Annotated in this window: 23 protein-coding genes; 11 read left to right on the top strand and 12 right to left on the bottom strand. The window is 29.3% G+C overall.

Going from position 1 to position 20,713, the window contains the following annotated elements; all coding sequences use genetic code 11:
* The first annotated feature begins 261 nt into the window (after positions 1 to 261).
* A complete protein-coding gene (locus tag L8X36_RS07145) occupies positions 262 to 714 on the top strand; it encodes a DUF411 domain-containing protein (protein ID WP_263683214.1) in 453 nt (150 codons plus the stop codon).
* A gap of 10 nt (positions 715 to 724) precedes the next feature.
* Here the strand turns inward: L8X36_RS07145 and L8X36_RS07140 are convergent, their stop codons facing one another.
* The 3 genes from L8X36_RS07140 to exbB are packed head-to-tail and all read right to left on the bottom strand — an operon-like array spanning position 725 to position 2,188.
* Entirely contained in the window at positions 725 to 1,378 is a 654-nt protein-coding gene (locus L8X36_RS07140) for an energy transducer TonB (protein ID WP_263683212.1), read from the bottom strand.
* A complete protein-coding gene (gene exbD, locus L8X36_RS07135) occupies positions 1,375 to 1,764 on the bottom strand; it encodes a TonB system transport protein ExbD (protein WP_039628097.1) in 390 nt (129 codons plus the stop codon). Before exbD ends, L8X36_RS07140 begins: the two co-directional genes overlap by 4 nt.
* The gene (gene exbB, locus L8X36_RS07130; protein ID WP_149062773.1) at positions 1,757 to 2,188 is read right to left on the bottom strand and encodes a TonB-system energizer ExbB; all 432 of its coding nucleotides are present in this window, start codon (positions 2,186 to 2,188) and stop codon (positions 1,757 to 1,759) included. Before exbB ends, exbD begins: the two co-directional genes overlap by 8 nt.
* A gap of 153 nt (positions 2,189 to 2,341) precedes the next feature.
* Between exbB and L8X36_RS07125 the strand changes: the two genes are divergently transcribed.
* Entirely contained in the window at positions 2,342 to 4,432 is a 2,091-nt protein-coding gene (locus L8X36_RS07125) for a TonB-dependent receptor domain-containing protein (RefSeq protein WP_263683211.1), read from the top strand.
* Here L8X36_RS07125 and L8X36_RS07120 read toward each other — a convergent pair.
* The gene (locus L8X36_RS07120) at positions 4,429 to 5,961 is read right to left on the bottom strand and encodes a DNA polymerase III subunit gamma/tau (protein WP_263683210.1); all 1,533 of its coding nucleotides are present in this window, start codon (positions 5,959 to 5,961) and stop codon (positions 4,429 to 4,431) included. The two genes, L8X36_RS07125 and L8X36_RS07120, sit on opposite strands and share 4 nt — an antisense overlap.
* Before the next feature lie 2 nt (positions 5,962 to 5,963).
* The gene (gene rho / locus L8X36_RS07115; protein ID WP_263683209.1) at positions 5,964 to 7,268 is read right to left on the bottom strand and encodes a transcription termination factor Rho; all 1,305 of its coding nucleotides are present in this window, start codon (positions 7,266 to 7,268) and stop codon (positions 5,964 to 5,966) included.
* A gap of 174 nt (positions 7,269 to 7,442) precedes the next feature.
* Between rho and L8X36_RS07110 the strand changes: the two genes are divergently transcribed.
* Together L8X36_RS07110 and ccoS are read left to right on the top strand one after the other, a co-directional pair.
* Complete coding sequence (locus L8X36_RS07110; RefSeq protein ID WP_263683208.1) at positions 7,443 to 9,788, top strand: heavy metal translocating P-type ATPase; 2,346 nt, start codon at positions 7,443 to 7,445, stop codon at positions 9,786 to 9,788.
* Entirely contained in the window at positions 9,785 to 9,994 is a 210-nt protein-coding gene (ccoS, locus tag L8X36_RS07105; RefSeq protein WP_039668142.1) for a cbb3-type cytochrome oxidase assembly protein CcoS, read from the top strand. Before L8X36_RS07110 ends, ccoS begins: the two co-directional genes overlap by 4 nt.
* An 11-nt stretch (positions 9,995 to 10,005) precedes the next feature.
* Here ccoS and L8X36_RS07100 read toward each other — a convergent pair whose 3' ends face one another.
* Positions 10,006 to 10,311, bottom strand: a complete 306-nt coding sequence (locus tag L8X36_RS07100; protein ID WP_039668143.1) for a cytochrome c553 — start codon at positions 10,309 to 10,311, stop codon at positions 10,006 to 10,008.
* A gap of 130 nt (positions 10,312 to 10,441) precedes the next feature.
* Between L8X36_RS07100 and L8X36_RS07095 the strand changes: the two genes are divergently transcribed.
* From L8X36_RS07095 to gmhA, 4 genes are read left to right on the top strand one after another with little or no spacing between them, the layout of a single operon-like run.
* Positions 10,442 to 10,957, top strand: a complete 516-nt coding sequence (locus L8X36_RS07095) for a D-glycero-alpha-D-manno-heptose-1,7-bisphosphate 7-phosphatase (RefSeq protein WP_263679610.1) — start codon at positions 10,442 to 10,444, stop codon at positions 10,955 to 10,957.
* On the top strand, positions 10,954 to 11,907 hold the full coding sequence (rfaD, locus tag L8X36_RS07090) for an ADP-glyceromanno-heptose 6-epimerase (RefSeq protein WP_263683207.1): 954 nt from the start codon (positions 10,954 to 10,956) through the stop codon (positions 11,905 to 11,907). Before L8X36_RS07095 ends, rfaD begins: the two co-directional genes overlap by 4 nt.
* Positions 11,900 to 13,273, top strand: a complete 1,374-nt coding sequence (rfaE1, locus tag L8X36_RS07085) for a D-glycero-beta-D-manno-heptose-7-phosphate kinase (protein ID WP_263683206.1) — start codon at positions 11,900 to 11,902, stop codon at positions 13,271 to 13,273. The genes rfaD and rfaE1 overlap by 8 nt, the downstream gene beginning before the upstream one ends.
* Positions 13,263 to 13,823, top strand: coding sequence for a D-sedoheptulose 7-phosphate isomerase (gene gmhA, locus L8X36_RS07080; protein ID WP_263683205.1), 561 nt, complete (start codon positions 13,263 to 13,265; stop codon positions 13,821 to 13,823). Before rfaE1 ends, gmhA begins: the two co-directional genes overlap by 11 nt.
* A gap of 7 nt (positions 13,824 to 13,830) precedes the next feature.
* On the opposite strand, the gene pyk is transcribed toward gmhA, so the two are convergent.
* From pyk to L8X36_RS07050, 6 genes are all read right to left on the bottom strand, one after another.
* A complete protein-coding gene (gene pyk, locus L8X36_RS07075; RefSeq protein WP_039668148.1) occupies positions 13,831 to 15,282 on the bottom strand; it encodes a pyruvate kinase in 1,452 nt (483 codons plus the stop codon).
* A gap of 12 nt (positions 15,283 to 15,294) precedes the next feature.
* Positions 15,295 to 16,641: an FAD-dependent oxidoreductase gene (locus L8X36_RS07070; RefSeq protein ID WP_263683204.1), complete on the bottom strand. Its 1,347-nt coding sequence runs from the start codon at positions 16,639 to 16,641 to the stop codon at positions 15,295 to 15,297.
* 107 nt (positions 16,642 to 16,748) lie between these two features.
* Positions 16,749 to 17,372, bottom strand: coding sequence for a type III pantothenate kinase (locus tag L8X36_RS07065; RefSeq protein WP_263683203.1), 624 nt, complete (start codon positions 17,370 to 17,372; stop codon positions 16,749 to 16,751).
* Entirely contained in the window at positions 17,359 to 17,691 is a 333-nt protein-coding gene (locus L8X36_RS07060; protein WP_263679603.1) for a hypothetical protein, read from the bottom strand. Before L8X36_RS07060 ends, L8X36_RS07065 begins: the two co-directional genes overlap by 14 nt.
* 1 nt (position 17,692) lies before the next feature.
* Positions 17,693 to 18,688: a hypothetical protein gene (locus L8X36_RS07055; protein ID WP_263683202.1), complete on the bottom strand. Its 996-nt coding sequence runs from the start codon at positions 18,686 to 18,688 to the stop codon at positions 17,693 to 17,695.
* Positions 18,685 to 19,230 (bottom strand): hypothetical protein, encoded by a 546-nt coding sequence (locus tag L8X36_RS07050; RefSeq protein ID WP_263683201.1) that lies wholly within the window; start codon positions 19,228 to 19,230, stop codon positions 18,685 to 18,687. Before L8X36_RS07050 ends, L8X36_RS07055 begins: the two co-directional genes overlap by 4 nt.
* A gap of 149 nt (positions 19,231 to 19,379) precedes the next feature.
* Here L8X36_RS07050 and gatC point away from each other — a divergent pair, with 149 nt between their 5' ends.
* From gatC to L8X36_RS07035, 3 genes are read left to right on the top strand one after another with little or no spacing between them, the layout of a single operon-like run.
* Positions 19,380 to 19,667, top strand: a complete 288-nt coding sequence (gene gatC, locus L8X36_RS07045) for an Asp-tRNA(Asn)/Glu-tRNA(Gln) amidotransferase subunit GatC (protein ID WP_263683200.1) — start codon at positions 19,380 to 19,382, stop codon at positions 19,665 to 19,667.
* A gap of 21 nt (positions 19,668 to 19,688) precedes the next feature.
* Positions 19,689 to 20,258 (top strand): CvpA family protein, encoded by a 570-nt coding sequence (locus L8X36_RS07040; protein ID WP_263683199.1) that lies wholly within the window; start codon positions 19,689 to 19,691, stop codon positions 20,256 to 20,258.
* Positions 20,248 to 20,703: a Fur family transcriptional regulator gene (locus L8X36_RS07035; RefSeq protein WP_263683198.1), complete on the top strand. Its 456-nt coding sequence runs from the start codon at positions 20,248 to 20,250 to the stop codon at positions 20,701 to 20,703. The genes L8X36_RS07040 and L8X36_RS07035 overlap by 11 nt, the downstream gene beginning before the upstream one ends.
* Positions 20,704 to 20,713 lie beyond the last annotated feature (10 nt).

The raw sequence follows: 20,713 nt of genomic DNA, 5'->3' as shown, positions 1-20,713 counted from the left end.
TTGGTTGATTTATGTTTGAAATGTTTATAACAAATTTTGGTTTAAGCTTTTAATAGAGTTAATAAATTTGGTTTGAAATTATTCATTGAATGTTTTGTTTGGTATATAGCTTGGGTTTTAGTTGTAGGTAAAAAAGTATTTGTGAGTGAAGCAAGAGTGTATTTTTGTATTTTTATAGATTTTAAAATAAAAATTATTGGTTTTATAAAAAATATTAATTTTTATAATGTATTTTATCTTTTTGTTTTTTTTGGAGGATATATGAAAAAATTATTTTTAACTTTATCACTGGGTTTTGCAACTTTATTGGCTAATGAGAAATTATTAAATATTTATGAAAGTCCTACTTGTGGATGCTGCGATCTTTGGGCTAATTATATGAAAGATAAAGGTTATAAAGTGCAAATACACAAAAGCGATGATTTTTTAAAAATAAAAGAAAAAATGAATATTCAGCCTATGTATCAAAGTTGCCATACTGGCGTAATTGATGGTTATGTTATAGAAGGGCATGTGCCTGAAGATGCAGTTGCTTGGCTTTTGAAAAATAAGCCTGAAGATGTTATAGGTATTTCTGCTCCTGGTATGCCTCAGGGAAGTCCTGGAATGGAGCAAGGTTATGAAGAAGAATATCCTGTAGTTTTAATGCTTAAAAATGGAGACTATAAAATTTATGGGATCTATAAAGGACATAATTTAGTCAAGACAAACTAAGCAATTTTGCTTAGTTTATTTTATATATTAATGGTATTCTTATATGAAAAGTTTTTTCATATTGTGGAAAATTCTTAGACGCTATACGTATAGTTTCTAAGGCACTATCGTTCAATAATTTATATTTTGATGGTTTTAATATTTTTAAGTTTAATAGATTTTTATCTTTAGTCCATGTGAATTCTACTAAAATTTCGCCACTCATTCGCATTTTTTTAGCTTGTCTAGGATAGATTAAAGCTTCATCTATAGCTTGTTTGACTTCTTTTAAAAGCTCATTGTTATTAGCTAAAGATATGCTTTCTTGAGAAGTTATTGGAGTATTTTTTTCTTGTGCTGTAGTTTTTTGAGGCTTTATTTTTTCATTTAATTGATTTATTGCCTTGGTATTGGTTAAAGTGTTTGTTTTTTTAGATTGAATGATAGCTTTTTCTTTTGTTTGTTCTGGCTTTTTTATTTTTTCTTGTTTAGGCTGTTTCGTTTTTACTTTAGGGGAATCTTGTAAAAATTGTTTTATTGCTATATTAAATTTTTCTTCTTTTGAAGCACTATGTTGTATATGTAAAAAACTCTTAGTATAAATAAAAACAAAAAATAAAGGCAAAAAGAGAAATAAAGTGATAAAAAAGGATTGATTTTTATGATTATTTATGAATGTTTTCATCTTTTTTGCTCTGTTAAAATTTGAAAATTTTCATGATTTTTATTTTTTAAAATATCAATAATTTTTACAAAACTTTCAAATTTTGCTTCTTTATCACTTTTTAACTCTACTAATGTTTTAGAATCTATAGTGTCAAATTTTGCTTTTATTTCTTCTAAGGAAGCTGTTTTTCCATCTATATAAAATTCATTTTCTTTATTGATTAAAATACTCACTTTGTCTTTATTTTCGTTTATAGAATTTGAATTTTCACTTTGAGGTAGATTGATTTTGATTTCACCATGCGCGATAAAGGTGGATATGCTTAAAACAATAGCTAGTAAAACAAGCATTATGTCTATAAAAGGAATGATGTTTAAGCCTTCATTTTTTGGTAATTTAAGCATTTTTATCCTTAAAAATACGATATGCATTACTCAAGGTTGATATTTTTCTAAGTAATCCATTGTAAGCCATTAAAGAAGGGATAGCAACTAAAATTCCTAATGCTGTAGCTTTTAAAGCTAGCGATAAACCAATAACAATAGATTTAACATCAATATTCCCACTTGCGCCCATGTCATAAAATGTAATCATAATCCCCACTACAGTTCCCAAAAGTCCTACATAAGGAGCATTGGTGTAAATGATATAAAGCATGGTGAGATTTTCACTAATTGCATCATCAAATTTTTCTTGACATTGATAATCATTTAGCTTAATTTTTCTAAAAAACAATATACGTTCTATAGTGCACCATATAGCAATAAATGCCATTATTCCTAAAACAATAAATATAATTAAGTCAATATAAGTTTTTAAAAATTCCATCTTATCCTCGTTTTATTTTTTGTGATTATATTACTAAAAATTAAATTTTTTATTAATAACAATTATCATAATTGATACAATAAATTTATTTTAAATTAATAATTATTATCATAATATTCCAGTTTTGAAAATTTATTTATAAGAAAGGAAATAATGAAAAAACATTGTTTATCGTTTTGTGTTGCTAGTTTTTTGGTCTGCAATGCTTTATCGCAAGAAGTTTTATTAGATAGCTCCATAGTAAGCGCTTCTGGTTTTTCTCAAGATATTAAAGAAGCCCCTGCTACTATAAATGTGATTAGCAAAAAAGATTTAGAAAGTAAGCCTTATAGAGATGTTGCCGAAGCTATTGCTGATATTCCTGGTGTGGATTTATTCGCTAGTAAAGGAAAAACTGGATCTTATAACATTACCATGAGAGGTATTACAGGATACACTTTAATTTTAATCGATGGACGACGACAAGGGATAGGCGGAGAAGTAGGGCCTAATGGTTTTAATGAAATTTCAAATTCATTTTTACCACCAATTTCTAGTATAGAAAGAATAGAAGTGATAAAAGGGCCAATGAGTACTTTATATGGCTCTGAAGCTTTAGGTGGTGTTGTGAATATCATCACAAAAAAAGTAAGTGATAAATGGGAAACATCAGTTAGTCTAGATAGTATTTTTAATGCACATAAAGAATGGGGTAATACTTATGGTACAAGTATATATTCAAGCGGCCCGTTGATGAATGATCGCCTAGGATTAACCTTACGTTTTAGAGAGTTTTACAGAGAACAGTCGAATGTTGAATTTAGTAATGGTAGCGGACAAAGAGTGCAAGGTGATCAAGCTCAAAGTCCTACAAAAGCTAATAATTTTAATTTAGGAACTAGGTTAAACTATTTAGTAGATGATTATAATACTTTGATATTTGATATTGATTTTTCAAGAAATCATTATGATAACAAAAAAGGCCAACTAGGAACGCTGACTAAGCCATCTGGTGATAATGGGGCTTTAACAGGTGGTTATACAGATACTATGCAAGTAGATAAGTTGGTAACTTATTTAAGTCATGAGGGGGTATATGAAGACTTTTCGATTACTTCTACCTTGCAGTATAACCGTGTAAGTAATGATGGTCGTGAGGTAGTTGGTCAAAAAACACAACCATTTTTAGGACAAAATAGAGATATAGTTGCTGAAGATATTATTGTAGATACAAGATCAGTTATTCCTTTAGGCCAAAGTCATATTTTAAGCGTGGGTGGTGAATATAGACTTGAAAAAATGCAAGATAAAATAGCTAATCCTACGAATTTTGATCAGTATTTATTAGCTCTTTTTGCAGAAGATGAGTATAGTATAAGAGATGATTTAAGATTTACTTTTGGTGCAAGATATAATTATCATGAAATTTTTGGAAATAATATTTCACCAAGAGCTTATTTGGTTTATAATCCTACTAGCGAACTTACTTTAAAAGGTGGTGTTTCAACGGGCTTTAGAACTCCATACGCTAATAGATTGATAGCAGGTGCTTATAATTATAGTGGACAGGGCAAGTACCCTATGTATGGAAATCCAAATTTAAAAGAAGAAACATCGCTTAATTATGAATTAGCTGCTGTTTATAATAATGACTTATTTTATATTTCAGCAACTGGCTTTCTAACCAATTTCAAAGATAAAATTTCTAGTCAAAAATTCGACAAAGATAGTATGATTTCGGGTGTTGGAAAATGCGAAGCTGAGTCTTGTTATCAAGCGATTAATCATGGCAAGGTTGAATACAAAGGCATAGAGCTTGGAGCAGGGATTACCCCTATAGAACATTTAAATTTAGATTTAGCTTATACTTATCTTGATAGTGAAGTAAAAGATGCACAAGATAAAACTGTGATAGGAAAGCCAGAAATTGATAGTCTAAAACACAATATCATGCTAAAAGCAAGTTATAATATCTTTAATAAATTCACTCCATGGGTAAAAGGCGAATGGCAAATAGATCGATATATGGGTGATACAAATATTAATAGAGAATATTACCAAGATGTCTTTTTAGCTTCTATGGGTGTGCGTTATGATATCAATAAAAATTGGAATATTAATGCAGCAATTTATAATCTTTTTGATAAAAGTTTTACAAATGATTGGGAATCTTATAAAAACAAAGGTGAAGATACTTGGGTAAATACTTATAATCGTATAGAAGAGGGAAGAAGAATTTATATTTCAATTAATGGTAGTTTTTAATTTTGTATAGTTGGGGAACCAAAGAGCTTGTTAAGAGCTTCTTTGGTTTCGTCTTTAGGGTCGTATTTTTTAGCGTCTTTTTTAAAATTTTCAAAATGCTCATTTAAATTTGGAGTGCTTTTTACTTCTTGTTTTATGGGAGTTTTGAATATATCTTGTAGTTTTTGAGTGTCTATGGTTTCTATTTTTTGGATTTTAATTTGTGCTTTTTCTCCAAAAAGCTCATGAAGCAATGTTTTGATTAATTTAAAACCATTGTTTAAAACCATTCTATCATCATCTTTAGCATGCGAGCTAATGCTTAAAATGTCATCTTCAAAAGAAACAAACTGTGTGGTTTTTTTGAAAACTTCAGCTAAGTCATAATCTCTTTTATATATTGCTTTTAAGAGATTTTCATAAGGACTAAGTTTTTCTTCTTTAGGGGTTTGTTGAATAGAAGGAGTTTCTTGTTGTTTTGGGCTTGACATGTTATCTTGCTTTGAACCTTTAATAGCCTCATCAATGCTTTTTAGATAAGTTGCTTCTATAAGCATGAAAGCCATAACGCAAAGCACAAAACTATCATCATCACTAGAATTTAACATAGTCTTAGCACGTGAAAGAATTCTAAAAAATCTTTCATAAATTAATATAGAAAAAAGATGATTTTTGGCAAAAAATGCTTCTTTTAAAAAAAATATCATCTCATCAATGACATTACTTGCCTCATAATCTTCAAATTCTTTTAAAAACTCAAGAACTTTATCTTTATCATTGGCTAAAATGGCTTGATAAAATTCTTCAATTTTAGCTGGATCTAAAAAGCCTAGCATAGTGGTGATTTTTTGTGTTTGTATATCATTTTGACAATATACTATGGCTTGATCTAGTAAGGTTAGGGTATCTCTTAAAGATCCGTTTCCGCTTCTTGCAATGAGTTTTAAAGCTTCTTTTTCATAACTAATATTTTCTTTTTCCAAAATCCACTCAAGATGATTTAAGATATCATGGGTAGAAATTTGCTTAAATCTAAAATGCTGCGTTCTTGAAAGAACTGTGGCAGGAAGTTTTAAAGGATCGGTTGTTGCTAGTATAAATTTTACATAGCTTGGTGGCTCTTCTAAGGTTTTAAGCAAGGCATTTGCTGCTTGTGGGGTGAGCATATGCACTTCATCGATAATAAAAATTTTAAACCTAGCTAAAGATGGAGCGTATTTGACTTGCTCGATAAGTTCTTGTATATCTTCTAAGCTTCTATGGCTTGCAGCATCCATTTCTATAATGTCTATATTAGAGCCAGTGAGTGAAGATAAACATTGGGAACATTCTCCACAAGGGTTAGCACTTGGTCCATTTTCGCATACTAGAGCTCTTGAAAAAATTCTTGCACTTGAAGTCTTTCCGCTTCCGCGTAACCCTGAGAATAAGTAAGCGTGCGCTAAACGGTTATTTTCAAGAGCATATTTTAAGCTTGTAGAAACAGTATTTTGCCCTACAAGCTCATTGAAATTTTTTGGTCTGTATTTAACAGCAAGAGCTTGAAGCATTGCTACTCATTCATGATAGATAATAACTCTTCATTGCTTTTGGTTTTTAGCATTTTAGAGTATAAAAATTTTAATGCTTCTATGTCATCCATTTGTGAAATAGCTGATCTAATTGCCCAAATTTTTTGAAGCTTTTCAACACCTTGGAGTAATTCTTCTTTTCTAGTACCTGATTTTATGATGTTAATTGCAGGGTAAATTCTTCTATCTGAAATATTTCTATCAAGAACGATTTCGCTGTTTCCTGTTCCTTTAAATTCTTCAAAAATTACTTCATCCATTCTTGAGCCTGTTTCTATCAAAGCAGTTGCTATAATGGTTAATGAGCCACCATGTTCTATATTTCTAGCTGCACCAAAAAAGCGTTTTGGTTTATGTAAGGCATTTGCATCAACTCCACCGCTTAAAACTTTACCACTACTTGGCGTAGCAGTATTATAAGCTCTTGCTAATCTTGTGATAGAATCAAGCAAGATAATGACATCTTTGCCTGTTTCTACCATTCTTTTTGCTTTTTCTATAACAAGCTCAGCTACTCTAACATGATTATAAGCAGGTAAGTCAAAAGTAGAGCTAAAAACCTCGCCTTTAACACATCTTTGCATATCTATAACTTCTTCAGGGCGCTCATCTACTAAAAGTACAATCAAATGAGCCTCTGGGTGATTTTTAGCAATAGCAATAGCTAGTTCTTTCATTAGCTCGGTTTTACCAGTTCTTGGAGGTGCTACGATTAAGCTTCTTTGGCCTTTTCCTATAGGGGCAAATAAATCAAGCATTCTACCTGTTAGTTTTAAGGGATCGTATTCTAATTTGATTTTTTCAGTTGGAAAAATTGGAGTAAGATTGTCAAATAAAGGTCTTTCTCTAGCTTCTTTTAATGGAAGATAATTAATCGCTTCAATTTTTAACAAAGCATAGTATTTTTCTTGATCTTTTGGTTCTCTAACTTGACCAGTAACTATATCTCCAACACGCAGAGCAAATTTGCGAATTTGTGAGTTTGACACATAAGCATCATTTACACTATCGCTTAAATTTGAATCCATTCCACGCAAAAAGCCATAGCCTTCAGGTGAAATTTCTAAAATTCCTGTAAAGAGTATAAAACCACCTTTTTTGGTTTGTGCTTTTAGAATTTCAAAAATAAGATCTTGTCTTCTAAATTCTCTTGGGTTTTCTATTTCTGCTTCATTAGCAATTTTAACTAAGCTTTCTAGATCAAGCAACTTTAAATCTTCTATCTTATAACCTTCCACTGGAATGTGTGTTCTTTGATGTTGTTTTTTTTCTTTTGTATTTTCCATATATCCTCTAAAATGTAGAAAATGTAGTATTTAATAATGAATAAGAGATTTTATTCAAAAAAATGCTTCTTTGTCAAATTTTTAAAATTATAATATAGCTTTGTAAATAATTTTTAAAATAGTGATTTTAAAAAATGATAAAATATTGTAAAAAATTATTGAAGAAAGTATAAGATGAAATGTAAACACTGCCAATTAAGTTTCAGACAAGATCAAATGATAGAAAAAAATGGAAATTATTTTTGCTGTAAGGGTTGTGAGAGTGTTTATGAGATTTTACAAGAAAATAATTTGGAAGAATTTTATGAAAAACTTGGCAATCAAACCCTAACTCCTGCCATAATAGAACATAATGTTAAAGATTATGAAAAATACATACAAAAAACCAAAGAAGGTTTTAGTGAGATTTTTTTACTTATAGAAGAAATTCATTGTGCCGCCTGTGTTTGGCTTAATGAAAAAATTCTCATTAAAAGTGAAGGGGTGATAGAAGTTGATATTAATTCTATTACTCATAAAGCTAGAATTGTTTTTGATGAAAAAAGTATAAATTTAGCAAAAATTATCCAAAGCATAGAAAGTATTGGTTATAAAGCTAGTGTGTATTTGCCTACAAAGAATGAACAAAGAGCAACCCAAACTAAAAGAGATTTTTATGCAAAATTAATAGTTGCCATAGCTTGTGTGATGAATATCATGTGGATATCTGTAGCCAAGTATGCTGGATTTTTTAGTGGCATGGAAGCTGATACTAAGGATATTTTACATTTTGCTGAATTTTTACTTTGTACTCCTGTGCTTTTTTATACAGGCTCAATCTTTTATAAAAATGCCTATTATGCTTTGAAATTTAAAAGTGTTAATATGGATACTTTGGTAATTAGTGGGGCAAGTTTAGCTTATATATATTCAATATGGGCAATGTTTTCAAGAGCTTCGCAAGTGTATTTTGATTCTGTGGCGATGATTATTTGTTTTGTTTTTATAGGAAAGTACTTAGAGCTTTTAAGTAAGAAAAAAGCCCTTGATACGCTTGATCATTTACGATCGTTTTTAAGTAGTGAAGTAAGGGTTTTAAAAAATGACAAAATAGAAAATATCGATGTAGAAGAAGTACAAATAGGAGATATTATAGAATTAAAAGAAGGCGATAGAATTTTAATAGATGGAGTGTGTGTTAGTGGTAATATTAGCTTGGATATGTCTAGTTTAAGTGGAGAGAGTTTACCACTTGATGTGCAAAAAGATGATATGATTTATTCTGCTTCTTTGGTTTTAAGCGGGAATGCTTTATATAGGGCAAATGCACTTTATAAGGATTCTAAATTAGCTAGGATTATTAATTTACTTGAAAACTCAAGTTCAAAAAAAGCCAAAATAGAAAAAATGGTACAGCAAGTAAGTAAGTATTTTTCACCTATTATCTTAACTTGTGCTTTACTTTGTTTTGCTTTTACTTTTTTTGTGTTAAATTTGGGTTTTGAAGAGGCTATGATACGCATGGTTTCTGTGTTAATTATAGCTTGCCCATGTGCTTTGGCTTTGGCTACTCCGGTGAGTTCTTTAGTGGCAATTAGTGCTGGTTTGAAAGAAAAAATTTTATTCAAAGAAGCAGGTGTTGTGGAGGATTTGAGCAAGTGCAATGTGGCTGTGTTTGATAAAACAGGGGTTTTAACAAAGGCTAGTTTAGAAGTTAAAAAAAGCTTTTTGGATGAGAGTTTGGATAAAAATGAGTTATTAAATTTCTTACACCTGACTAACCACCCAGTGGCTAAAAGCATTTTGAAATTTTTAGATGAAAAAATCGATGGCAGAATAGAATTTGAAAAAGTTCAAAATTTTCAAGCAAGAGGTTATAAAGCTTTTTTGGGTAAAGATGAATTTTTGGGAGGAAATGAGAAATTTTTCAAAGAAAATCATATACAAGTACAAGAATTTCAAACCACGCATTTTATATTTGCTAAAAATAAAATTATATTGGCAGTTTTTGAGTTAGAAGATAGTATGAGAGAAAGCTCTGAAGAGTTGATTAGATTTATGAAAGAATGTAAAATGCAAATTTATATGTTAAGTGGTGATAATTTATCTGCTGTGAGTAAGGTGGCTGAAAAATTAAAAATAAATAATTTCAAAGCCTCGTGTATGCCAGAAGATAAAATGCAAATAATAGCTAATTTAAATCAAACAGGTAAGGTTTTAATGGTAGGAGATGGAGTAAATGATGCTTTAGCGCTTTCTTATGCAGGTGTTGGGATTTCTTTAAAAGAAGGTTCTGAACTTGCTATGGAAAATAGTGATATTATATTGTTAAAAAATGACCTAAAAAGCTTAGAAAAAGCCATACAAATAGCTAAAAAAACTTATCAAATTATTAAACAAAATTTGGCTTTTTCTTTATTTTATAATGCCTTTAGCATGCCTTTAGCTTTTTTTGGTTTGATTAATCCCTTAATCGCAGCTTTATCAATGTCTTTTAGTAGTATAATAGTAATTTTAAATGCTTTAAGGATTAAAAAATGAACGGTGTTTTAATGATGATGATAGGTGTTTCTTTGGTTGCTTTGTTTTTGGCAATTTGCGCTTTGCTTTGGGGTATAAAGAATAAACAATTTGATGATGATTATAAATTTACTACTTTAAATGATAGTGAAGAAGCTTTAAATGATGCGGTGATTTTAGAAAAAAGAAAAAAAGAAGCTTTAGAAAAGAACAAAAAACAGCCATAAAGGCTGTTAAATTATTTTTTTAAGCTTTCGATATATTCTTCAATTGCTTTGAAATCTGCTTCTGTTAAACCTTTAAGGTTGATTTTCATGATAGCACCTTGACCATAAGCGTTTCTTTTACCTGCTGCATAGTCTTTCATGTATTGCAATCTTTCAGCTGCAGTTAAAGAATTTAAAGCAGGAACTTTGTTAAGATAAACTTTATCTGCTTTAGCACCATGACATACTGCACATTTTTTGTAAAGTGTAGCACCATCTGCAGCAAAAGCTGAAACACCAAGACATGCTAAAGCTGATAAAACAAGTAGCTTTTTCATTGTATCACTCCTATATAAATTGAAAATAAAATGTTTTGAATTATAAGCTTTTTTTATTTAAAGTCGCTTAAAAAACTTTTTTACTTGATAAATTATAAAAATCTTAATAAAAATACATTATAATTTTTTTATGAAAACAAGGGCGTTATTTTTAGATAGAGATGGGATTATTAATATAGATAAAAAATACGTTCATAAGATCAGTGATTTTGAATTTTGTGATGGTATTTTTGAACTTTGCGAATTTTTTCAAAAGCAAAATTTTTTAATTTTTGTAGCTACTAATCAATCAGGCATTGCAAGAGCTTATTATAGTGAAAAAGATTTTGAAATTTTAAGTTCATATATGCTGGATGAGTTTTTAAAAAGAAACATTAGAATAGAAAAAATTTATCACTGCCCACATTTAGAAAATTGTGAATGTCGTAAGCCAAAACCTGGCATGCTTTTAAAAGCACAACAAGAATTTGATATAGATTTTTCACAATCTTTTTTTATAGGGGATAATTTAAGCGATATGCAAGCTGGAATTAATGCTGGTGTAAAAAATCTATTTTTGATTAATGAAAATTATAATGATGATAAAAACTATAAGGTCTTTAAAAATTTAAAAGAACTTTTGCATTATTTAAAGGATAGAAAATGAAAATAGTGATAACGGGTGGAGCAGGTTTTATAGGCTCTGCACTTGCTTTAGAACTTCAAGATAAACATGAAGTTTTGATTGTAGATAAAATGCGTTCAAGCACTACTTTTGAAAATGGAAATTTAGAAAGCTTTGGTCATTTTAAAAATATTTTAGATTTTGAAGGTGAGCTTTATGTGGGTGATATTAATGATGAAAGAACTTTAAAAGTTATAAAAGATTTTAAACCCGATGCGATCTTTCATAAGGCTGCAATTTCAGATACAACTGTTTATGATCAAAACAAAGTTTTAAAGACTAATTTAAACACTTTTAAAGATTTTATAGAACTTGCTTTGGAGCTTAATGCAAAATTGATCTATGCGAGTTCAGCTTCAGTTTATGGAGATGCACCAAGCCCACAAACTGTAAATTTAAGTGAAGCTCCTAAAAATCCTTACGCATTTTCAAAATTAATGATGGATAAATTAGCAAAAAAATACTTTAATAAAATGCATATAGTTGGACTTAGATATTTTAATGTATATGGCAAGGGAGAATTTTTTAAAAATAGCACTGCTTCTATGATTTTGCAATTTGGACATCAAATTTTAGCGGGCAAAAGTCCGCGTTTATTTGAAGGAAGTGATCAAATTTATCGTGATTTTGTATATATTAAAGATGTTGTGAGTGCAAATTTGCAAGCTTTAGAAGCAAAAAGCGGAATTTATAATGTAGCTACAGGTAAGGCAAGAACTTTTCAAGATATAGTTGATATTTTACAAAAAGAATTAAACACTAATTATCCTTGTGAGTATATTCCTAATCCTTATAAAAATGCTTATCAATTTCATACTCAAGCAAAATTAGATGAGAGTTTTTCATATAAAGCTAAATTTAGTCTTGAAGAGGGAATAAAAGATTATTTAGATGAGATTAAAAGGCTTTATGAAAAGGAAGTAAATGCTTGATTTTTTAAGTTCTAAAAAGCCAAAAATTTTAGTTGTTGGGGATTTTATGGTGGATCATTATATATGGTGTGATTGTACTAGAATTTCTCCAGAAGCTCCTGTAATGGTGATGAAATCACAAAAAGAAGACAAAAGACTAGGTGGAGCTGGTAATGTATATGCAAATTTAAAAAGTCTTGGTGCTGAGGTTTTTGCTCTAGGACTTGTGGGTGATGATGAGAGTGGAAGATTTTTAAAAGAGAATTTAAATGCAAAATTATTAGTAGAAAAAGATAGAAAAACCCCTCTTAAGAGCAGAGTTTTATCACATTCTCAGCAAGTTTTAAGACTTGATGATGAGAATGATTTTGATACTAAATTAGAAGATGAAATTATTCAAGAGTATAAAAAAATCGCAAAAGATTATGATGCGATTGTTTTGAGTGATTATGCCAAAGGAGTTTTAACTTCAAAAGTAACAAAAGCTTTGATAGAGCATGCAAATACTTTAAATTTACCTATTTTGATTGATCCAAAAGGAAGTGATTTTAGCAAATATCAAAATGCAACCTTACTAACTCCAAATAAAAAAGAAGCTATTCAAGCTTTGGGTGTAGAAAAAATTGATAATTTAGAAAAAGCTTTGAAAAAATTAAAAGATGATTTAAATTTAGCTTATTCTATCATAACTTTATCTGAAGAAGGAATAGCACTTTTTGATGAAAAATTACATATTATCCCTGCAAAAGCCTTGGAGGTTTATGATGTAACAGGAGCTGGAGATAGTGTTATAGCTATGCTTGCTTATGCTTTGGCTTTAAAAGTTGATATTGTAAAAGCGTGCGAGCTAGCAAATGATGCAGCAGCTGTTGTGGTAGCAAAAGTAGGAAGTGTGAGTGTAAGTTTAGAAGAGATAAAAAACCTCAAAAAAGCTTCTTTTGAAGATAAAATTAAAAGCAAAGAAGAGCTTGTAAAATTGCTACAAGATCAAAAAGTAGTTTTTACCAACGGGTGTTTTGATATTATGCATTATGGTCATATAAAATATCTTGAAAAAGCTAAAAAATTAGGAGATATCTTAGTTGTAGGTTTAAATTCAGATGAAAGCGTAAAAAGACTAAAAGGAAATTCAAGACCTATAAATTTAGAGTTTCAACGTGCATGTATGCTTGCGAGCATGTATTTTGTAGATTATGTAGTGATTTTTGATGAGGATACTCCTTATGAATTGATAGAGTTTTTAAAACCTGATGTGCTAGTTAAGGGAGCTGATTATAAAGACAAAGAGGTAGTGGGTTCAAATTTAGTAAAAAAAGTAGAATTGATCGACTTTGAAGATGGATTTAGCACTACCAATATAATTAATAGGATTGCAAATGATAAATAAAATCGAAAAGGAATTTATTCAACATCAAAAAACTTTAGAACAAAGTTTGAGTTTAAAAGAGCAAATTGCTATGGTTGCTCAAGAGTTAAAAGTGTGCTTGAAAAGTGGTGGGAAAATTTTAATTTGTGGAAATGGTGGAAGCGCTGCAGATAGCCAGCATTTTGCAGCTGAACTTAGCGGAAGATATAAAAAAGAAAGAAAGGCTTTAGCTGCTATTGCTCTAAGCACTGATACTTCTGCTTTAAGTGCTATAGGAAATGATTATGGTTTTGAATTTGTTTTTTCAAGACAAGTTGAAGCTTTAGCTAGTGATAATGATGTGTTGATTGGAATTTCTACTAGTGGAAAAAGTCCAAATGTGATTAAAGCTTTTGAAAAAGCTAGAGAAATTGGTGCTAAGTGTATAGGACTCAGTGGAAAGGGTGGTGGAGTGATGAATGAACTATGTGAGCATAATATAGTCATTCCAAGCGATGATACAGCTAGAATTCAAGAAATGCATATTTTAATTATACATTGTTTATGTGATTTGATAGAAGAAGAATATTAAGTTTGGGTTATTTTCCCAAACTTAAATAATATTCAATTTGATCTTTTTGTAAAATTCTAATTAAATTTGTACTTCCTGCAACACCTATTGGAAAACCTGCAGTAAGAGTATAAACTCCATCTTTTTTCATAAGGCCTTTTTCGACTCCAAGTTTTACAGAATTGCTTAAAAGCTCTGTTAAATTTTCATGTTTTTCTATTAATATAGCAGGTTGAACTCCCCAAACTATACTTAAAAAATTTAAAGCTTTTTTAGAATGAGTAATAGCTATGATATCCATTTTTGGACGATATCTTGCTGTTTTAACCGCAGAAGCACCACTACTTGTGATGGTAAAAATTGCATTTGCATTTAAATCGGTTGCTAGTTGTGTGCTTGATTTGGCAATAATATCGGTTTCATTGAAACATTTAAAGGTTTCAAATTTTTCATAAGGATAGTTTTTTTCTGTTTCTATAATGGTTTGAGTCATAATATCAACCGCATTTGCCGGATCAATCCCTACTGCGCTTTCTTCGCTAAGCATAACTGCGTCAGTGCCATCAAGTACCGCATTAGCAACATCTGAAATTTCAGCTCTTGTGGCAGTTTTGGATTTTGCAAGCGAAAAAAGCATTTGAGTAGCAGTGATGACAGGTTTATTAGCCTCGTTAGCCTTTTTAATGATGAGTTTTTGTATATTCGGCACTCTATAATAAGGCACTTCAATACCCAAATCCCCTCTTGCTACCATTATACCATCACTGCAATTTATGATTTCATCGATATTTTCAACAGCATCAAATTTTTCTATTTTTGCAAAAATAGCAATTTTGGCATTATTTTCATCAAGTATTTTCTTAACTTCATCAATATCATGAGCATTTTGTACAAAAGAGATGGCTAAAAAGTCAACATCATTTTTAATACCCCATGCAAGATCATCTTTATCTTTTTGGGTGATAACATCGATATTAATTTTTGTATTAGGAAAATTAATTCCCTTGTTTGAACTTAGCACCCCGCTATTTTCTACTTGGGTTTGGATAAAATCTTTTTCAACTTGCACTACTTTAGTTTTGATGGAGCCATCACAAAGATAGATGTATTCTCCTACCTTTAGCATTGAAAGAATTTCAGGATGATTAATACAGACTTTATAATGTTCATTAGAAAGTTTTTCTCCTTCAAAAGTATCCTTGTAAAAGTCTAGTCTATCTCCATTTTTTAATTCAAAAGCTTCTGGAATTTTTAAGGTTCTAATTTTTGGTCCACTAATATCTTGCAAAATTCCAATTCTTGCATTAAGTTCAGTTGCTACTTTTCTAATAGTAGCTAGATTTTGACTATGATACTCATGGGTTCCATGTGAAAAATTTAAACGAAAAACATTCACCCCATTAATAATCATTTGTCTTATTGTAGCTTCGTTTTCACTTGCTGGTCCAATCGTTGCAACTATTTTTGTTTTTTTTAGCATTTTTTATCCTTTTTATAGTAGTTCGCTAGTAAATAAATCCTCATTAAAATTAGCACCCAAGTATTGACAAATAAGTTTTGCATCTCTATAACCATTGCCAAGACAGCTTGTAGCACCTGGACTTGGTGTCATATTGAAAATTATACCTGGAATTTCAGTGATACTTGCTTCACCAAGCATTAATTCTCCTGCCTTTTTATCAAGCACTTGAGGACGCACTCCGCCAAAGTTTTTAGCATAGTAAATATCATCTGTTTTTAAACTAGGAACTATTTTTTTGGCATCTTTTACAAAAAGTCTTTTGTTAATATAAGGAATTTCAAACAAATAATTATAAAGAATATAATTTCTAATAGTAGAATCTTTAAAAAGATTAAAACAAATTTTAACTACATTCATGTCTAAGTTAAGTGTTTTGAAAAATTCAGGTAGTGATTTAAAACCATGGTATCTTTCTAACATAGGGATAACTAAGGCAGTAGGGCCAAAGCGTGTATTCATATTAGCTAATAAATCAGGATCACCATGTAGCGCAGCAAATGGTAGTTTTGGATTTTGCACCATGTAAACTTTACCATTTAAAATTTTTCTTTTAGACATATAAAAACTTCCTGCAACCGGAAAGCAAGATTTATCTAATCCTATACCCATTTTATGTGCCAAAAATAAAGAATGCGCTCCTGCATTTACTATAATAGATTTCGCGCTATATTCTTTAAAATCTTTTGTTTTAATATAAAAAATATCATCTTTTTTTTCTATAAACACAACTTCTTGATTATAGGCAACATGAGTATTTTTTCCTTGTTTGCAAGCTTGCTCTATAAGATTTTGACTCATCAAGCCAAAATCTACTGTAGTATAAACCGCTCCTGCTTCTACACCCATAGCTACTACTTCATCGGTTCTATCATTTATGCCATCTTCGCCTAATACAACATTAGGTTCTATTTGCTTAATTTCATCTTTAGTATAAAATTTAATATAAGGATATAATTCTTTAAATTCTTCATATCTGTTTTTCATATACTCGCATTCTTTGTCTCCAACTGCAAGTGCGAGTTTTTGGTGTGAGTGCATAAACTTATTTTGTGCATTTTGCAAAAGACCATATTTTACAATCATATCTGCTGTTGTTTTAACTTTTTTTGCTTTTTCTAAAGTGTAATTTGTCTCTATATCACCACAGTGGATAGTTTGTGAATTGCTTGTGCTATGGCTATTTAAAGTTGCAGCGCTATTGTATTTTTCTAACAAAGCAATATTTTGAATATTTGTGTATCTAGCCAGCTCGTAAAATACTGCAGCACCAGAAATCCCACCGCCAATTACCACGGTATCAAAATGTTTTTGATCCATTGTTATCAATTCCTTTTGTGTGTTTGGTTTTGCTAATAATATCAAAATATAGTTGTTTTGAGTAAATAAATTTTATAATTTCAAGCGCATGGGTATAGAAATAAATTTTAAAGTATAAAATTTTCACAAACAGCTTTTTTCATACCTCTAAAAATTAAAAATTTATCATAAATTGCATAGTCGAAAAAATTTGCAAGAAATTGCCCATCTCCGCCTGTAAAATATAATTTTTTATCATATGCACTATCTTTTATAAGTAAATATATGCTTTTAAAAACTCCATAACTTAAAGCATCAACGGTTCTTTGAGGGAAAGCATCAAAATTAATCTGTGTGTTTAGCTCGTATCTTAAACGTGATGAAATATTGGAGAAAGACTTTTTATAGCTTTCAATACCTGGGAGTATAAATCCCCCAAGATGAATAGAATTAGAAATAATATCTACAGTTATTGCAGAACCCGCATCAACTACAACACCATCTTCTATAGTGTAACATGCTGCTATTCTATCAACCCCTAAATTCTCATAAATAGTATCAAAATTAAAATATGAGGCAAGATTGATAAATAAAGGATTTTGTTCTAATCTTTGCTCTAAATTTGGATTTACATTGATATAAAATACTTTTTGTGTAGGTTCGTATTGTAAAAACTGCTCAATACTCATAGAATAAAATTTTTGCTCATTCAGAAAACTAGCGGTTGTATTACCAATATCACATAAAAGCATAATTTTTAATCCCTTTGGTAGCTAGATATTCTTTTGCTTTAGAACAAATTAAAGCTTGGTGAAATATAAAATAATTTTGAAAATTTAAGTTTAGAGTTTGGTTTATATTTTGAAAAATACTTTCAAATTCTAGACATTCTTTTGTTAAAATTTTACTTTTTGTAAAAGAAAATAAAATCAAACAACACTGTTTATTTGTATTCTCTCCATAAATACAAATTAATTTTTTCTTTTTACTAAAAGCATGGATATCTAAGGATTTAGTATTTTTTAAAACAATCCCATATTTTATAAGAATATCACTAAGCTCTTGATTCATTTTAGTTTAATTGTAAAAATTTATTTTGAAAGAAAAATTTACCATTAGTCATAAAACTTTTTTTATCAACGGCTTCACTTAGTTTATATACTGTATAATCTTTCAAATTTGTATCTAGCTTGATCAAATAACCTGTTTTTTCAAAAATATACAAAGAGTTATTGTACAAGGTGCTTTTAGAAAACAGAGCAAACTGAAATTTTACTTCATCGATTTTTCTAAGATTATAATCATTTTTAATAACTCTTCCATCTTTTGTTAGTACAAAAATTTCATTATCATTAGTGTTTACTTCTTTAATATTTTCGTTTAAATATAAGGTTCTATTTGGAGTAACAACGATGATTTTTTGTGCAGTTGCAGCAACCATAGTATCATTTTTAACATGAAGATAGATGATATTGTTAAAAAATTCCTCACTACTTACTAAAATTTCTTTACTCACTTTTAGTGTGCTTTTATTAAGTATGGCTAATTTTCCATTAAGCATAGGATATATAATAATGGTATTTAAAAAATAAGGATTAGCATAACGACTATCTTGAGCATAGGCTGTGCCAAGATTTTGAAGCATTTTAATACCAAGATTTTTATTTGCATATACTAAGGTATTGCTAGCTAAAATTAAAGCTATATCATCTCCATCTATACTTGCACTCACTACACTTTCGTTAAATTTATGAGAAAATAATTCATCTCCTTGTAAATTTAAAATCTTAAAATTTCCATTATCATCGCCGATAAGAACCTCTTCTTGTTGCATATTTAAAATATGATAATTTTTATCTAGTTTAAAATTAATAATATTCCCCGTGGAATCTATAAAGGAATTGCTATTTAATTGTGCTATATTGTTATTGAAATTGATAATCTTACCATTAATATTATGTGAGCTATAAGGAAGTTGTTCTGTTTGTGTTGGTTGATAATACTCCCTTTTTGTGCCACAAGCACTAAAAAATATTAAAGTTATAATAAATAAATAAAAGTGTTTCATTTTATTCCTTGATAATGTTTTAAGCTTGTAATAATCTGCCATAAAGGAGAATTTATAGGTATTTTATTAAATTCTATATCTGCATTTTTAAAATCATTTTGTTTTAGAAATTCAAAACCTGCTAGCAAGGTATTATAATCTTTTAAAAATTCTGACTTTTGATTGTTTTGAGCAAGTACTATTTGTTTCAACAAAGGATCTATATTAAGACTTAAAGTTTGATTAAGATCTTGATTGTTTTGATTCATCATGAATATGGTGTATAGATTTGCATTTTTTTGTTTTAATTCTTCAAATAATTTTTGATCTGAAGGATTTTTCAATAAGTTGTTAAAAATTATATTACTTTCTTGAATATTACTTTCTTGTTTTAGATTGTAAAAATAACTTCCGCTAAGATATGCGATTAAAAGTATAATGATTACAATGAAATAGTATTTGTATTTTTTTATAAAGCGCTCAGATTTGATAAAATTTTCCATCATTTGCTCTTGAGAGCTTAATTCTGCTTGAACCGCTTTTAGGTTTTCTTTTAAAGCCATATTTTCCCTTTTTTAGCAAGAATAAACATTATTTATTGTTTTAAGTCTATAATTGTAACATATAAAAATGAAAAAATAAATGATTTTATGTTATAATTTTTAACCTAAAAAGAGTTTTCTTGAGTTAAAAATTAAGATTAAGGTAAATTATGCAAATTGATGATAAATTATTAACCAAACTTGAAAAGCTAAGTGCTTTAAAAATTGCCGATGATAAAAGACAAGAATTAGAAGAACAATTAAGTCAGATTGTTAATTTCGTAGAAAAATTAGATGAGCTAAAACTTGATGATGTTGAAGCTATGACCAGCACTACAAATGCTGCAACTCCATTTAGACTAGATGAAAGTAGAAAATCTGATGTGATAGATATGCTTAGTAAGTATGCTCCAAATTCTCAGGATGGATTTTTTATAGTCCCTAAGATAATTGAATAAAATATTTGGAGTTTAATATAGATGGAAAATTTTTCTTGGTTTGATGTATTTGTTTTAGGTTTAACTGCGATTTTAGGTTTAAAAGGCTTGGTAAGTGGCTTATTTAAGGAAATTTTTGGTTTATTAGGCATAGTTGGTGGGGTTTTACTTGCTTCAAGATATGCTAAAGAAGTAGCAGAAATTATTAATAATAATTTTTATGCAATTGAAAACGAAAATCTTGCGATTTTTGCGGGATTTTTGGTTTTGTTAATTGTAATTTGGGTAGCTTGTATGACTTTGGGAAATATATTATCAAAGATTTTTAGTATGAGTGGTCTTGGTTTTATAGATCGTATAGGTGGATTTTTATTTGGTAGTGCTAAAATATTTTTGATTTTTGCAATTTTAGTGGCTTGTATTAATAATATAGAATTTTTAAATGTAAGCTTAGAAAAATATGCTAAAAATAGCTATACATTAGATTTACTTAGACAAACAGGTGATTTTATAATGAATACTGATTTTACTCAAAATGGTTTAGATAAAATACAAGAACAAATTATAGATTCTAATTTAAGTCTAAATTCGGAGGTAAATAATGCAAATTGAAAATATTGAATATGATGTTTTGCTTGAGCGTTTTAAAAAAACACTTAAAGATAATGGTCTAAAATATACTAAACAAAGAGAAGTGCTTTTAAAAACTTTATATAATAGCGATATGCATTATACTCCAGAAAGTCTATACGTAGAAATAAAGCAAAAAAATCCCGAATTAAATGTAGGCATTGCAACAGTTTATAGAACTTTAAATTTGTTAGAAGAATCCGGTATGGCTACTTCTATATCTTTTGGTGCTTCAGGGAAGAAATTTGAACTTGCAAATAAACCTCACCATGATCATTTGATTTGTAAAAGTTGTGGCGAGATTGTAGAATTTGAAAATCCTATTATTGAACAGCAACAAATGTTAATCGCAAAAGAATATAATTTTAAATTAACAGGACATTTAATGCAACTTTATGGCGTATGTCCACAATGTAGTAAAAAATAAAGGTATATTT

The sequence above is a fragment of the Campylobacter sp. CNRCH_2014_0184h genome (genome assembly GCF_025772985.1).
GTDB lineage: Bacteria > Campylobacterota > Campylobacteria > Campylobacterales > Campylobacteraceae > Campylobacter_D.
Note: the sequence above shows the minus strand (reverse complement) of the source record. Positions and strands in the feature narration are given on the sequence as shown.

Bases quoted from the DNA above. Each gene is read 5' to 3' on its own strand.
- L8X36_RS07145 (WP_263683214.1), top strand. From the start codon at position 262: ATGAAAAAATTATTTTTAACTTTATCACTGGGTTTTGCAACTTTATTG.
- L8X36_RS07140 (WP_263683212.1), bottom strand. From the start codon at position 1,378: ATGAAAACATTCATAAATAATCATAAAAATCAATCCTTTTTTATCACT.
- exbD (WP_039628097.1), bottom strand. From the start codon at position 1,764: ATGCTTAAATTACCAAAAAATGAAGGCTTAAACATCATTCCTTTTATA.
- exbB (WP_149062773.1), bottom strand. From the start codon at position 2,188: ATGGAATTTTTAAAAACTTATATTGACTTAATTATATTTATTGTTTTA.
- L8X36_RS07125 (WP_263683211.1), top strand. From the start codon at position 2,342: ATGAAAAAACATTGTTTATCGTTTTGTGTTGCTAGTTTTTTGGTCTGC.
- L8X36_RS07120 (WP_263683210.1), bottom strand. From the start codon at position 5,961: ATGCTTCAAGCTCTTGCTGTTAAATACAGACCAAAAAATTTCAATGAG.
- rho (WP_263683209.1), bottom strand. From the start codon at position 7,268: ATGGAAAATACAAAAGAAAAAAAACAACATCAAAGAACACACATTCCA.
- L8X36_RS07110 (WP_263683208.1), top strand. From the start codon at position 7,443: ATGAAATGTAAACACTGCCAATTAAGTTTCAGACAAGATCAAATGATA.
- ccoS (WP_039668142.1), top strand. From the start codon at position 9,785: ATGAACGGTGTTTTAATGATGATGATAGGTGTTTCTTTGGTTGCTTTG.
- L8X36_RS07100 (WP_039668143.1), bottom strand. From the start codon at position 10,311: ATGAAAAAGCTACTTGTTTTATCAGCTTTAGCATGTCTTGGTGTTTCA.
- L8X36_RS07095 (WP_263679610.1), top strand. From the start codon at position 10,442: ATGAAAACAAGGGCGTTATTTTTAGATAGAGATGGGATTATTAATATA.
- rfaD (WP_263683207.1), top strand. From the start codon at position 10,954: ATGAAAATAGTGATAACGGGTGGAGCAGGTTTTATAGGCTCTGCACTT.
- rfaE1 (WP_263683206.1), top strand. From the start codon at position 11,900: ATGCTTGATTTTTTAAGTTCTAAAAAGCCAAAAATTTTAGTTGTTGGG.
- gmhA (WP_263683205.1), top strand. From the start codon at position 13,263: ATGATAAATAAAATCGAAAAGGAATTTATTCAACATCAAAAAACTTTA.
- pyk (WP_039668148.1), bottom strand. From the start codon at position 15,282: ATGCTAAAAAAAACAAAAATAGTTGCAACGATTGGACCAGCAAGTGAA.
- L8X36_RS07070 (WP_263683204.1), bottom strand. From the start codon at position 16,641: ATGGATCAAAAACATTTTGATACCGTGGTAATTGGCGGTGGGATTTCT.
- L8X36_RS07065 (WP_263683203.1), bottom strand. From the start codon at position 17,372: ATGCTTTTATGTGATATTGGTAATACAACCGCTAGTTTTCTGAATGAG.
- L8X36_RS07060 (WP_263679603.1), bottom strand. From the start codon at position 17,691: ATGAATCAAGAGCTTAGTGATATTCTTATAAAATATGGGATTGTTTTA.
- L8X36_RS07055 (WP_263683202.1), bottom strand. From the start codon at position 18,688: ATGAAACACTTTTATTTATTTATTATAACTTTAATATTTTTTAGTGCT.
- L8X36_RS07050 (WP_263683201.1), bottom strand. From the start codon at position 19,230: ATGGCTTTAAAAGAAAACCTAAAAGCGGTTCAAGCAGAATTAAGCTCT.
- gatC (WP_263683200.1), top strand. From the start codon at position 19,380: ATGCAAATTGATGATAAATTATTAACCAAACTTGAAAAGCTAAGTGCT.
- L8X36_RS07040 (WP_263683199.1), top strand. From the start codon at position 19,689: ATGGAAAATTTTTCTTGGTTTGATGTATTTGTTTTAGGTTTAACTGCG.
- L8X36_RS07035 (WP_263683198.1), top strand. From the start codon at position 20,248: ATGCAAATTGAAAATATTGAATATGATGTTTTGCTTGAGCGTTTTAAA.